Below are 12,252 nucleotides of genomic sequence, written 5' to 3' on the forward strand. Positions count from 1 at the left end.
ATACCGACGCTACGTCAAATCTTCCGTTTCAGCTCGAAATGCTGACCCAGATACAGCCGCCGAACCTGTTCGTCGTTGGCAAGTTCTTCGGCGGTTCCCTGTTTCAGAATCTTTCCTTCGAACAGTAGATACGCCCGGTCGGTGATGGAAAGCGTTTCGTTTACGTTGTGGTCGGTAATGAGAATGCCAATGTTACGGTGTTTGAGCTTGGCCACAATGCTCTGAATATCCTCAACGGCAATCGGGTCAACGCCTGCAAACGGCTCATCAAGCAGAATAAACTTCGGATCTACGGCGAGGGCGCGGGCGATTTCAGTACGTCGTCGTTCGCCACCAGACAGCACTTTACCTTTACTTTTACGGACGTGTGTCAGGCTAAATTCGTCTAATAGCTCTTCGACTTTAGCTTTCTGATCCCGCTTGGGTAAATCCGTCATTTCCAGCACGGCCAGTACGTTCTCTTCGACGGTTAGATCACGAAATACCGACGCTTCCTGCGCCAGATAGCCCAGTCCGAGCCGCGCCCGTTTGTACATGGGCAAATCCGTTACGTCCGTATCGTCGATAAAAACCTTACCACTGTTCGGTTTTACCAATCCAACGGCCATATAAAATGAGGTCGTTTTACCGGCACCGTTCGGCCCTAACAAGCCAACAATTTCACCCGTCTCGACCTGATACGATACGTTGTTGTTCACAAATCGCGATCCGTATTTTTTTATTAAATTTTCTGTCCTGAGAAGCATAATTTTTAGTCGATAGCCAATAGTTGACTATTGACTAGTATTTCACATCCTTAAGCATCAACTGTAACGAAACGTTTCCGTTAAAAAAGTTCTGCTCAACATGATAACAAATCGAGAAAGGTTTCCCAGGTTGCAGGTAGTCAGCTACGTTGGCAAAGCCGAAACCAATCGCTGTAACCGTATGCCCCGTTCGTCCCTGACGCACACTCATTTTCAAGTGCTTCTCCTTCATAACAATCGGTTGACCAACCAGATACACATCGTCCGTTGTGAATACAGGTTGCATATTATGCGGCCCGAAGGGTCCCATCTGCTTGACAATCCGCACGAGTTTATCCGTAATTTCACTAAAGTCCAGCGCGAGGTCAATCTCAACCAATGGTGTTAAATGCTCTTCCTTGATCTTACGCGACACAACCTGTTCAAACTTTTGCCGAAACGCATTGATGTTATTTACAGGCATTGTCATGCCTGCGGCAAATGTGTGGCCCCCAAACTGTTCCAGCAAATCGGCGCACTCTTCAATGGCTTCATACACATCGAAGCCGGGCACCGACCGGGCTGACCCAGCGGCCTTATCATTCGATTGCGTCAGAATAATTGTTGGCCGATGAAAATGCTCGATACACCTCGACGCCACAATTCCAATCACGCCTTTATGCCAGCTGGCGTCGAATAAAACCGTACTCTTGGCATTAGTCAGCGTTTCACTCTCGCGAATCATGGCCAAAGCCTGTTCAGTCATGCTACTATCAAATTCACGGCGGCTGTTATTGTGCTTGTTAATTGCCATCGCAAATTCGTCGGCCTCGTCTTCCGATTCGGCCAGCAGTAGTTCCACCGCAGCTTTGGCATGCTGAATTCGACCAGCGGCATTGATACGTGGCCCTAGTCCGAACACTAGATTCGTGATATCTAGCTCGCGCGAAAAACCTGCTATTTTGATTAACGCTTTTAAGCCGGTACGTGGTGCCGAATTAAGATATTTTAAGCCGTAATACGCCAGCACACGATTCTCACCCGTCAGCGGAACAATATCCGACGCAATACTCACGGCTACCAGATCAAGGCAGGGATATAACTGCTCAAGCGCAATTCCTGCACGCATACAGAAAGCCTGTAGCAGTTTGAAACCCACTCCACAGCCGCTTAACTCCTTATATGGATAGGAGCAATCTTCGCGTTTTGGGTCCAGAACGGCAGCGGCATCGGGTAGTTCGGAACCGGGGCGGTGGTGATCACAAATAATAAAATCGACACCCAGCGTTTTGGCTTCGGCGATACGTTCAACGGATTTGATTCCACAGTCGAGGGCAATAATCAGCGAGAAGCCATTTTCAGCAGCCCATTCGATTCCCTGTCGCGAAATGCCGTATCCTTCTTTATAGCGATCCGGAATATAATAGTCAATGGCCGAATGATAGTTCTTCAAAAACCCATAGACCAGCGCCACCGACGTAGTACCATCCACATCATAATCCCCATAAATCAGGATTTTTTCTCGCCGTTCGGGGTGCATAGCCTGTTGCAATCGTTCAACGGCGCGATCCATATCCTTCATGGCAAAAGGATCGTGCAAATGCCCCATTTCAGGCCGAAAGAAAGTGCGGGCTTCGTCGAAGGTGTGTACCCCCCGCTGCACAAGTAAGGCGGCCAGCGCTGAACTTATATTGAGCGATTGAGTTAATGCTTCGATAGCCGCCTGCTGTTGGGTAGAATCAGGGGATGCTTTGGTGAGCCATCGTTTAGGCGAAGGGGGCGGCTGTGCTATCATATCTGCAAAATAAATTCGTTTTTACAAAAACAGTACGTTTATGTTTCATTGGTTTTCACTTTTCAGTCTATTTCTGACTACCACGCCCCTCAGCGTGTCACCTCAAAAAACGAATTTAAAGGTTGAGATTCAAAATGTTCAGACACTGACGGGTTCTGTTTTCGTTGCACTGTTTAAAGCGGGGAGTAATTTTCCCGTTGGCAAGCCGACTGAAGGAAAAAAAGTAGATGCTACCAGTCATAGCGTTCAGACGACGTTCTCTGTTGAGCCGGGCGAGTACGCCGTAGCGGTTTTTCACGATGAAAATGGCAATGGGGAAATGGACAAGCGCGTTTTCGGTATCCCTAAAGAACCTTACGGTTTCAGCAATAATTTTCGCCCCAAAATGTCGGCTCCCAAGTTCAGCGACTGTCAGTTTACGGTTGGCGATGGCGGTAAGTCAATTAGTATTGCGTTGAAGTAGTTCGAACCATATTTTTACGTATCTTTGTCCGGCAAATAACACAACCTGCTATTTGCATATGAGCTTAGATACCAGTAAGTTTCTTTACGAGGCTCTCACCTACGACGACGTACTGCTCCTCCCCGCTTATTCGGAGGTTCTTCCCCGCGATACGAAAACCGATACCCAGCTTACCCGCACGATTCGCCTGAACATTCCGCTGATTTCAGCAGCCATGGATACGGTTACGGAATCGGCCCTGGCAATTGCGATGGCTCAGGAAGGCGGGATTGGTATCATCCACAAAAATATGAGCGTTGAGGCTCAGGCCGAAGAGGTCCGAAAGGTCAAGCGCTCGGAAAGTGGTATGATCATCGACCCCATTACGCTCTCCGAAACCGCCAAATTGGCTGATGCGCACAAAATTATGCGCGAATCTAAAATCGGCGGGATTCCGGTCGTAGACGAGTCAGGCAAGTTGGTCGGTATTCTGACCAACCGCGATTTGCGCTTTCAGAATGATCTGTCAAAACCTGTTACGGACGTAATGACCCGTGAGAAGCTCATTACCGCCCGCGAGGGGCTGACACTCGAAGAAGCAGAAAGTATTCTGCAACAGTACCGCATCGAGAAGCTCCCTATCGTCAATGACGATTATCATTTGGTTGGTCTTATTACGTACAAAGACATTCTGAAGAAAAAGAGCCATCCCAATGCCTGCAAGGATGAATTGGGTCGGCTTCGCGTAGGAGCGGCTGTTGGCGTTACGCCCGACCTTTCCCGACGTATTGAAGCACTCGTTAAAGCGGGCGTTGACGTCATCAGCGTCGATACGGCACACGGCCATTCCAAAGGTGTATTGGACGCGGTGCGAGGCATTAAACAACAATTCCCCAAACTCCAGGTCATCGCCGGAAACGTAGCAACCGGCGATGGTGCCAAAGCTCTGGCCGATGCGGGTGCCGATGCCGTAAAAGTTGGCGTTGGTCCAGGAAGTATCTGTACCACACGAATTATTGCCGGTATTGGAATGCCTCAGTTAACGGCAGTCTACGAATCGGCGAAAGCGTTGCAGGGAACGGGCGTTCCGGTCATTGCGGACGGCGGTATTCGCTTCTCGGGCGATATTACCAAAGCGCTTGCTGGTGGTGCCAGTACAGTTATGATTGGGTCACTGCTGGCGGGAACCGAAGAGGCTCCCGGCGAAGTGGTGCTCTACGAAGGTCGCCGGTTTAAAACGTACCGGGGCATGGGCTCAGTAGAAGCGATGGAAGACGGTTCAAAAGATCGTTACTTCCAGGATGCCGAAGACGATATCAAGAAACTCGTTCCTGAAGGTATTGTCGGGCGTGTGCCGTTCAAAGGTAAAGTTTCGGAGATAACGTATCAGTTGGTCGGTGGCCTGAAAGCTGGTATGGGCTACTGTGGTGCTATTGACATTCCGACGCTGCAACAGGCCAAGTTTGTGAAGATTACCACGGCCGGGTCCCGCGAGAGTCACCCCCACGACATTCAGATTCAGAAAGAAGCGCCTAACTACTCATCGCGCTAAGTCTGAATCAGTACGTTGATTTGACACCATTTTCAGATCATTAATACGTAGCGGGCGTTTGTTCCGTATTGTTCCATAGAGTCTGCAATCTGTTCATTTTGATAGGTTGCAGACTCTATTTTTTGCCGAAACTTCTGCGTAGAACGGCCTTAAATTCTATTTTTTAAATATTGCTGCCGAAAAACAGTTCATCAATCGGCAATGTTGTCCAGGTATCGAAGCCTCGTTGGCGGATGATATCAAAATTAATAACCTGATGGAAAAACGTATTATTGGCCACTCCGATCTGGCGGTGGCTCCGCTGGCATTTGGCGGTAACGTGTTCGGCTGGACTGCCGATGAAGCAACTTCCTTTCAATTATTAGATGCTTTCGCAGATGCTGGCTTCAACCTTATCGATACTGCCGACTCCTATTCACATTGGGTACCCGGAAACAAGGGCGGTGAATCCGAAACGATTATTGGTAAGTGGCTGAAAAAGACCGGCAAGCGTGATCAAATCATTATTTCAACAAAAGTTGGATCGGGTTTGCCTGACAATAAAAAAGATCTTTCGGCAACGTATATTCTAAACGCAGTCGATAAATCGTTAGAGCGCTTACAAACCGATTATATTGACCTTTATCAGTCGCACTATGATGATCTGAATACACCCATTGAAGAAACGCTGGAAGCCTTCGGGCAACTGATCAAGGCGGGTAAAGTACGCTATATTGGTGCGTCAAATTTTACGCCCGAACGACTGACAAAATCTCTGGAAATAAGCCAGAAAGAAGGCTATCCCGTTTACCAGTCTTTGCAGCCAGAATACAATCTGTATGACCGGGAGAACTACGAAACAAAATATCAGCCAATCGTCAGTCAATACGGGTTGGGCGTGATTAATTACTATTCACTGGCCAGCGGGTTTCTGACGGGTAAATACCGATCAGAAACTGATTTGTCGAAAAGCCCGCGGGGACAAGGCGTAAAACGCTATCTGAACGAACGCGGTATGCGTATTCTAAAAGCACTTGATGAAGTCGCTGAAGAGTACAGGTCAACCCCTGCACAGGTTTCGCTGGCCTGGCTCATCAATCAGCCGGGTATTACCGCCCCAATTGCCAGCGCTACTAGTGTAACGCAATTTCAGGATATAGCCAAGGCCGCCGATTTGACGTTAGATCGTGCAGCACTGGAAAAACTAACAACGGCCAGCTCCTTCTAATCCAGCTTATTAACAAAGCGTAGTTTAGCCTTTCGTGGAAAAGTGCTAAACTACGGTCCTACCTGTTTGGGATCAACGTAGTGTACAGTGCTGATCGTACCGTGTGTAGTCAGATCAATTTCCCGAATACCAATGCGGTAATTATCAACGGCGAATTCGAGAGTGTCGTGCTTCATCTGGTAAAACGTAGAAGGCGACAAAAGGACCAGCAGATTACCACGCTGCACTTCTTTCTCAACATGATAATGCCCACAAACCACCGTAACGTGGCACGGAAGATCTTTTACCAGTTCTATAAATTCGGCTGACTGACGAAATGGGTAGCGTGTATCCATAAACACTACGTCCGCTGGAATAGGCGGATGGTGCATGAATACCAGTACGTTATTATCACGTAGCACATTCAGGTATTCACGAAACCAGGTCCATTGTTCGGGCGACAGTTCTCCTTTTGATGAATCTAAAAATAGCGTCGGGCGTCCTTCGAGCGGCAGCGCATAGTACAATTCCTTATTGTGCAGATCATGGGTCATCCGAAACACCTCCGCTATCAGTGTCGAGTCATCATGATTTCCCGGAACAACATAATATGGAAATGGTAGCGGGTCTAGCTGTTTCTTTACCCATTCATACGTACTTCGATCGCCAACTATATTCGAAATATCGCCACCAAGCACCAGGCAATTTGGCTTCAGCTCCTTCAGATGGGCTAACGCGTCTAGGAAATTCTGTCGCACATCAACGCCCTGAACGATTTCGCCTTCAGCGCCAAGATGCATGTCGGTTATAAAAGCTATTCGCATAATCGTTGAACTGCTCGGACAGCCCGGCAGGATTTTAACTAGATTAAGCAGATTTTCAAGATTTTGTTAGTTTTCCAGGAAAGCATCTTGCCTATCGAGTCTTTTGCTAAAACCCTGGTTTGATTTTGGCTTCGTTCCAGTAAATATCCATCTCCGCCAGGGTCATCTCGCTTAATTTTTTACCATTAGCACGGGCCTGTTCTTCCAGATACTGAAAGCGCCTGATGAATTTTTTGTTGGTACGTTCCAAAGCCGTTTCGGGATTGATATCGATGAAACGAGCATAATTAACGAGCGAGAATAACAGATCGCCAAATTCGCCTTCAGCGCGCTCATGTTCAATCGCTACGTTGGATTCAGCGTTAAACTCAGCTTTAAACTCCTGCATCTCCTCCTCCACTTTCTCCCAAACCTGCTGCTTTTCTTCCCAGTCGAAACCGGCTCCACGCGCTTTTTCCTGAATACGCATTGCTTTTACCAACGCTGGTAGCGAAGCCGGTACGCCACCTAAAACAGATTTATTACCTTCTTTTAGCTTGAGCTGTTCCCAATTCGCTTTTACCTGTTCTTCTGTCTCAGCAACTGTATCGCCATAAATATGCGGATGCCGACGGATAAGTTTATCACAAACGCTGTTCAGTACGTCGGCCATGTCGAAATGATCCGGCGATTCGGCACTGGTTTCAGACGCAATTTTAGCGTAGAAAATTAAGTGTAACTGAATGTCGCCCAGTTCCTTGCGAATCTCAGGCATATCCTTTTCAAGAATCGCGTCGGAGAGTTCGTACGTTTCTTCAATCGTCAGGTGGCGCAGACTATCCATTGTTTGTTTGCGATCCCAGGGGCACTGTTCGCGCAATTCATCCATAATGGTTAGCAGCCGATTAAACGCCATCAGCTGTTCCTGACGGCGGGGAGATAATTGATTAAAATTCATTCAGAAGACAATCAGTCACTATTTTTTGCTTTGCGTAAAGATAACACAATTAGCAGGAACAACGTTTAGAAACAGCTCGTCTAACGCGAGCTGTTTCTAAGCAGCTTCAGCGCACAAAAATATTTTTGCCCCCGTCTTGATATATACCGTTTCCTTTTATTTACTTTGCAAAACAAAGTACTTTTATTCTATGCAAAATCCCTTCTTTTCGTCGTATAATTCTGACATATTGCTGGCTCGGGATGCTCGTCCAGGCAATCGTTTAAAAGCGTTAACCTTGCTCACGATTGCAGGCTTCAGCCTGGTGCTTACGCGTGGATTAATCACAGGCAACTGGTGGTTTCTCGTTGTGCTTACCTGGAACCTGTTTCTGGCCTGGTTTCCACTCGGCGTTGTCATGGTGCTGCAGGATCTGCGGCAAAGTGGCTTTCGCAGCAAGTGGCTATTAGTGAGCGGACTAATGCTTTGGCTGGTTTTCTTACCGAATGCGCCTTACATCATTACTGATCTGTATCATTTAAAAGAAATTCCCCACCCTCTACTCTGGTTCGATACAATGGCGCTGTTTCTATTTGCTTTAACAGGGTTATTGATCGGTCTGTATTCCATTCTGATTGTTCATCGAATGCTACGTCCTCTGGTTGGCGAGGTCCAAACCTGGTTCCTGATTCTGAGCAGCCAGCTTCTTTCGGGATTTGGAATTTATCTGGGCCGATTCGGGCGGTGGAACAGCTGGGACGTATTAACGAGGCCGTCGGCGCTGGGACGCGCCATTATCCGGGCCTACGAGGATCATCTGAGCCTGAAGTTGACCCTGGGCTACGGGTTCGTTCTTATTGTGCTATACGTAGCGTTTTACTGGTACGTACAGCACGAAAACGAAGCTACTCACGCCTGATACTCGTCAACACATTTTTATCACCATCCTTTCAAATGCAACACAGTACGACTATTTTAATGATAGATTTGTCGGATGATCGATTTCCGCAAAGTGATACGTAGCTTCCGATTTGCCGGGCAGGGAATTGTCGACTTGTTTCGGTTCGAGAACAACGCCAAAGTACATTTGCTTTTCGCGAGCGCAGTGATTGTCGTTGGATTTTATTTTCAGCTAAACCGCACGGAATGGGCCATTATTCTAACACAGATTGGGCTAGTATGGGCTGCCGAAGCGTTTAACACAGCTATCGAAAAACTATGCGACTTCGTGTCGCCAGGCATCCATCCACAAATCAAAGAAATTAAAGATCTGTCGTCCGGAGCGGTATTACTGGTAACCATTATCGCCGTTATTGTTGGGTTTATTATCCTCGGTAGTCATTTGATCGATACGTTTTATTCACTTATTCGCTAATTCTTTCATCGCACCGGCGATCCGGTCAACTTACTATGTACGAATCGCGTGAACACTTACAGACCCTGACGGAAATCCGCAGCCTGATGGAGCGTTCCTCCAAATTCTTATCACTGAGCGGTTTATCCGGCATTTCGGCTGGAATAATTGCTTTAGTCGGGGCTGCCGTTGTGTACATGCGCCGACGGCAGACAGACTGGCTTAGTGATATTACTGATGCTCATCTGTACGTTGCCGACAGCGCCGACCACACAGCAGTAAAACAATTTATCATAACGGTAGCTATTTCTGTACTTATATCAGCACTGGTGGCAGGTTCTTATTTTACGATTCGCAAAGCACGGCGGCAGGGTTCAAATGTCTGGAATAAGGCGTCGCAGCGGTTACTGTGGGCAATGATTGTACCATTGATCGCGGGTGGTGTCTTTTGTCTGGCGCTGTTACATTATAATCTGCTTTGGCTGGCTTTTCCTGCTACGCTCATTTTTTATGGCTTAGCGTTACTCAACGGTAGCAAGTACACCCTCCGCGATGTAGAATCGTTGGCGTACTGTGAAATCGGACTGGGCCTATTGTCGCTTTTCTGGCCGGGCTATAATTTATTAACCTGGTCTCTTGGCTTTGGCGTACTGCACATTGTGTACGGCGCGGCCATGTACTACAAATACGAACGAAATTCGCATGAAAACCGACCTGCTGGCTCAATTTAATAAAGCGTTTGAAAGCAAAGCGCGATTAAGCATCATGTCGGTGTTGATGGTTAATGACTCGCTGAGTTTCAACGCGCTAAAAGAACTGCTCAACCTAACCGATGGCAATCTTGCTACCCATTTGCGTGCGCTGGAAGAAGCAGGGTACATAGCGGTGCAGAAACAGTTCGTAGGGCGTAAGCCAAACACTACGTACTCGGCCACGCAAGCGGGGCAACAGGCGTTTTCAGATCATCTGAACGCCCTGGAAGAGTTTATCAGAAATATGTAGAAACGTTACGCGTGATTTCTCTGACGATCACAGTTTCAACGCGTTTTTTTATATACTTTTAAACACAAAGTACTTTTATTATGAAAAATCCATTAGTTAAAATCATCGGTTTTGTCATAGGACTAGCGGGCTTTCTCCTATTGTTCAAACTATTTGCCCTTCCTCATATCCCACGTGAAGATGAGGTTGCCCCGGGCCTAGTCGTTGTTGCTGCCGTCCTGACCGGCTTAGTTATTGGGTTTGCTGGTCATTTGATACAGAATTTGCTTCTAAAAAAGAGACGCTAGACGGTTTATATAAACCATGTATACGTGAGTAGTTAAACCAGTGCCCCTGCTACGTAACCAATCAGGGCCGGTCCACCTATTTTTCGGAGATACCAGCCAAACTCCAGCTTTTCCATTCCCATTACCGCAACCCCCGCAGCCGATCCAATCAGGAGCAGGCTGCCTCCCGTACCGGCACAATAGGCCAGGAATTCCCAAAGTTTGGCATCGGTCGGATACGTCTGCAGATCATACATGCCCATAGCTGCTGCCACAATCGGTACATTATCGACTACAGCCGACATTAGGCCGATGAGTAGCACAATAACGTCAAGATTTCCTACTGACTGATTCAACATACTGGCTAATTCCCGAAGTACACCAGTTACTTCCAGAGAGCCAACTGCTAATAGGATGCCCAGAAAAAACAGGATACTTGATACGTCAATCCGGCTAAGTGCGTAGGCCGCCGTGAACTTTTGCCGTTCCGATTCGTCCTTATCACTGTGGAGTAGCTCAGATACTACCCAGATAACACCCAGCACCAGCATCATGCCCATATAAGGAGGCAGATGAGTCAGGGTTTTGAAGATTGGCACGAATAGCATTCCTCCTAACCCAACGGCCAGCATAACCCGACGATCACGACGAGCCATCGGCGTTACGTATGGGCGGCTAACTCCCTGCTTATTGGTTATTTTTTCGGTTTGCGTTTCTGCTTTAAACAGTCGGGTTAGCAGAAAAAGAGGTATAATCATCGATACCAGACTTGGCAAAAACAGGCTACGGATGATATTAACCGTCGTGATCTGCCCCCCAATCCAGAGCATCGTAGTTGTTACGTCGCCTATCGGCGACCAAGCCCCGCCCGCATTGGCTGCAACAATAATCATTCCTGCAACGATACGTCGCTGTTCAGTATTTCGAATCAGTTTGCGAGCGACAGACACCATGACAATAGCTGTCGTAAGGTTATCTAGTAAAGCCGATAAAAAGAACGCCAGCAGGCTGATAACCCAGAGCAGTGTACGAATATTACGGGTAGCAATACGATCCGTAATTAGTGCAAAGCCGTCATGCACATCGATTAGCTCAACAACGGTCATAGCGCCCAATAGAAAGAATAAGATTTCGGCGGTTGCGGCTAAATTCTCGCCAAGATGGTGTATAACGGATTCGCTTTCAGAACTCATTAACGCATAAGCCGTCCAGCACAATACGCCCGTAATCAGGGCAGTAGCGGTTTTATTGATCTTAACTGGATGTTCAAGCGTAATCAGAATATAGCCCGTGACGAAGAGAAGAATCAGTAATACGATCATAATATGGGAGGCAACTCAATACGTAATGAATATTTTTACGCTGCACATTGTTCCTTAGGTATAAAACAAATGGCATGTTGGTGGTCCGAATTGCTTCGTTACGTCCCGATGGTATGGCTCTGTTCCCGTTTATTCTGGTGCGTCAGCCGAACCCAGGTCAGGTTCTTATTAACCATGAACGGATTCATTTACGGCAGCAAGCCGAAATGGGTATTTTACCTTTCTACCTCTGGTACGTGATTGAATACCTCATTCGCAGATTTCAGTATCGAAATCATTATCTGGCCTACCGAAATATCAGTTTTGAGCGCGAGGCTTTCGCTAACGACGAGAACCTTACGTATCTTAAAACGCGGCCTTTCTGGGGATTTTGGCGCTACCTCAGGAAAGCACACTGAATAAATGTGTGCTTATCTTCTTCCGCATTGTCGCCGTTCACTCCTGATCCCGTACTAACAACAGAAAAGCGGTGCCAGTCATCGCTGGCACCGCTTTTCGATAGTCTCCAGATCAATTTTAGAACGTACTGACGTTCAGACGGCCGCCCGTTACAGTTTTACCGCTAAGTGAGGGCGTAGGCGTAACCGATGACAAAATAGCACTCTTGATCTGAGCAGCCGTGGCTCCCGGATGATACGCAGCGTATAAAGCTGCGGCTCCAGATACGTGTGGTGTTGCCATCGACGTACCGCTATAGGCCGCATAACTCGACACAACACTATTGCCAGACCGCGCAGGCACTGTGGAGCCAATATTTGAGCCGGGAGCGCCTAAATCAACTTGTGTAGCCCCATAATTGGAGAAACTCGATAAACCTCCGGCGTTTGTAATAGATGCTACTGCTATTACGTTCGGAACATTATAATTA

At 47.5% G+C, this 12,252-nt stretch carries 15 protein-coding genes; 9 read left to right on the plus strand and 6 right to left on the minus strand.

Annotated elements, in window-relative coordinates; all coding sequences use genetic code 11:
• Window positions 1-14: 14 nt before the first annotated feature.
• A complete protein-coding gene (gene lptB, locus ACOJS8_RS21800) occupies window positions 15-746 on the minus strand; it encodes an LPS export ABC transporter ATP-binding protein (protein WP_420150669.1) in 732 nt (243 codons plus the stop codon).
• A 34-nt stretch (window positions 747-780) separates the two neighbouring features.
• A complete protein-coding gene (recJ, locus tag ACOJS8_RS21805; protein WP_420150670.1) occupies window positions 781-2,520 on the minus strand; it encodes a single-stranded-DNA-specific exonuclease RecJ in 1,740 nt (579 codons plus the stop codon).
• Window positions 2,521-2,614: 94 nt separating this feature from the next.
• Here recJ and ACOJS8_RS21810 point away from each other — a divergent pair, with 94 nt between their 5' ends.
• The 3 genes from ACOJS8_RS21810 to ACOJS8_RS21820 all read left to right on the plus strand — a co-directional run bounded on the left by ACOJS8_RS21810 (window position 2,615) and on the right by ACOJS8_RS21820 (window position 5,721).
• On the plus strand, window positions 2,615-2,983 hold the full coding sequence (locus ACOJS8_RS21810) for a DUF2141 domain-containing protein (protein ID WP_420150671.1): 369 nt from the start codon (window positions 2,615-2,617) through the stop codon (window positions 2,981-2,983).
• Window positions 2,984-3,041: 58 nt separating this feature from the next.
• The gene (gene guaB / locus ACOJS8_RS21815; RefSeq protein WP_420150672.1) at window positions 3,042-4,514 is read left to right on the plus strand and encodes an IMP dehydrogenase; all 1,473 of its coding nucleotides are present in this window, start codon (window positions 3,042-3,044) and stop codon (window positions 4,512-4,514) included.
• 256 nt (window positions 4,515-4,770) lie between these two features.
• Complete coding sequence (locus ACOJS8_RS21820; RefSeq protein WP_420150673.1) at window positions 4,771-5,721, plus strand: aldo/keto reductase; 951 nt, start codon at window positions 4,771-4,773, stop codon at window positions 5,719-5,721.
• 50 nt (window positions 5,722-5,771) lie between these two features.
• On the opposite strand, the gene ACOJS8_RS21825 is transcribed toward ACOJS8_RS21820, so the two are convergent.
• Entirely contained in the window at window positions 5,772-6,524 is a 753-nt protein-coding gene (locus ACOJS8_RS21825) for a metallophosphoesterase family protein (protein ID WP_420150674.1), read from the minus strand.
• A 106-nt stretch (window positions 6,525-6,630) separates the two neighbouring features.
• Entirely contained in the window at window positions 6,631-7,461 is an 831-nt protein-coding gene (gene mazG, locus ACOJS8_RS21830) for a nucleoside triphosphate pyrophosphohydrolase (RefSeq protein ID WP_420150675.1), read from the minus strand.
• Between the two features lie 190 nt (window positions 7,462-7,651).
• On the opposite strand from mazG, the gene ACOJS8_RS21835 reads away from it, so the two are divergent.
• The 5 genes from ACOJS8_RS21835 (at window position 7,652) to ACOJS8_RS21855 (ending at window position 10,083) form a co-directional block, all read left to right on the plus strand.
• Window positions 7,652-8,359 (plus strand): DUF1361 domain-containing protein, encoded by a 708-nt coding sequence (locus ACOJS8_RS21835; RefSeq protein WP_420150676.1) that lies wholly within the window; start codon window positions 7,652-7,654, stop codon window positions 8,357-8,359.
• Between the two features lie 75 nt (window positions 8,360-8,434).
• Entirely contained in the window at window positions 8,435-8,815 is a 381-nt protein-coding gene (locus tag ACOJS8_RS21840) for a diacylglycerol kinase family protein (protein ID WP_420150677.1), read from the plus strand.
• A 35-nt stretch (window positions 8,816-8,850) separates the two neighbouring features.
• Complete coding sequence (locus ACOJS8_RS21845) at window positions 8,851-9,525, plus strand: hypothetical protein (protein WP_420150678.1); 675 nt, start codon at window positions 8,851-8,853, stop codon at window positions 9,523-9,525.
• Window positions 9,497-9,796 carry a winged helix-turn-helix domain-containing protein gene (locus ACOJS8_RS21850; protein WP_420150679.1) on the plus strand — a complete coding sequence of 100 codons (300 nt, stop codon included), beginning with the start codon at window positions 9,497-9,499 and terminating at the stop codon, window positions 9,794-9,796. The genes ACOJS8_RS21845 and ACOJS8_RS21850 overlap by 29 nt, the downstream gene beginning before the upstream one ends.
• Window positions 9,797-9,876: 80 nt before the next feature.
• Complete coding sequence (locus ACOJS8_RS21855) at window positions 9,877-10,083, plus strand: hypothetical protein (RefSeq protein WP_420150680.1); 207 nt, start codon at window positions 9,877-9,879, stop codon at window positions 10,081-10,083.
• A gap of 32 nt (window positions 10,084-10,115) precedes the next feature.
• On the opposite strand, the gene nhaD is transcribed toward ACOJS8_RS21855, so the two are convergent.
• Entirely contained in the window at window positions 10,116-11,384 is a 1,269-nt protein-coding gene (nhaD, locus tag ACOJS8_RS21860; protein ID WP_420150681.1) for a sodium:proton antiporter NhaD, read from the minus strand.
• Between the two features lie 74 nt (window positions 11,385-11,458).
• Between nhaD and ACOJS8_RS21865 the strand changes: the two genes are divergently transcribed.
• The gene (locus tag ACOJS8_RS21865) at window positions 11,459-11,782 is read left to right on the plus strand and encodes a hypothetical protein (RefSeq protein WP_420150682.1); all 324 of its coding nucleotides are present in this window, start codon (window positions 11,459-11,461) and stop codon (window positions 11,780-11,782) included.
• 118 nt (window positions 11,783-11,900) lie between these two features.
• Here ACOJS8_RS21865 and ACOJS8_RS21870 read toward each other — a convergent pair.
• The coding region (locus tag ACOJS8_RS21870) for a S8 family serine peptidase (RefSeq protein WP_420150683.1) at window positions 11,901-12,252 on the minus strand (352 nt) is incomplete at its 5' end.

Source organism: Spirosoma sp., assembly GCF_048594605.1.
GTDB lineage: Bacteria > Bacteroidota > Bacteroidia > Cytophagales > Spirosomataceae > Spirosoma.

Excerpts from the sequence above, each read along its gene's own strand:
- ACOJS8_RS21840 (WP_420150677.1), top strand. The coding sequence starts at position 8,435 with ATGATCGATTTCCGCAAAGTGATACGTAGCTTCCGATTTGCCGGGCAG.
- ACOJS8_RS21865 (WP_420150682.1), top strand. The coding sequence starts at position 11,459 with ATGTTGGTGGTCCGAATTGCTTCGTTACGTCCCGATGGTATGGCTCTG.
- mazG (WP_420150675.1), bottom strand. The coding sequence starts at position 7,461 with ATGAATTTTAATCAATTATCTCCCCGCCGTCAGGAACAGCTGATGGCG.
- recJ (WP_420150670.1), bottom strand. The coding sequence starts at position 2,520 with ATGATAGCACAGCCGCCCCCTTCGCCTAAACGATGGCTCACCAAAGCA.
- ACOJS8_RS21845 (WP_420150678.1), top strand. The coding sequence starts at position 8,851 with ATGTACGAATCGCGTGAACACTTACAGACCCTGACGGAAATCCGCAGC.
- guaB (WP_420150672.1), top strand. The coding sequence starts at position 3,042 with ATGAGCTTAGATACCAGTAAGTTTCTTTACGAGGCTCTCACCTACGAC.
- lptB (WP_420150669.1), bottom strand. The coding sequence starts at position 746 with ATGCTTCTCAGGACAGAAAATTTAATAAAAAAATACGGATCGCGATTT.
- ACOJS8_RS21835 (WP_420150676.1), top strand. The coding sequence starts at position 7,652 with ATGCAAAATCCCTTCTTTTCGTCGTATAATTCTGACATATTGCTGGCT.
- ACOJS8_RS21850 (WP_420150679.1), top strand. The coding sequence starts at position 9,497 with ATGAAAACCGACCTGCTGGCTCAATTTAATAAAGCGTTTGAAAGCAAA.
- ACOJS8_RS21825 (WP_420150674.1), bottom strand. The coding sequence starts at position 6,524 with ATGCGAATAGCTTTTATAACCGACATGCATCTTGGCGCTGAAGGCGAA.
- ACOJS8_RS21820 (WP_420150673.1), top strand. The coding sequence starts at position 4,771 with ATGGAAAAACGTATTATTGGCCACTCCGATCTGGCGGTGGCTCCGCTG.
- ACOJS8_RS21855 (WP_420150680.1), top strand. The coding sequence starts at position 9,877 with ATGAAAAATCCATTAGTTAAAATCATCGGTTTTGTCATAGGACTAGCG.
- nhaD (WP_420150681.1), bottom strand. The coding sequence starts at position 11,384 with ATGATCGTATTACTGATTCTTCTCTTCGTCACGGGCTATATTCTGATT.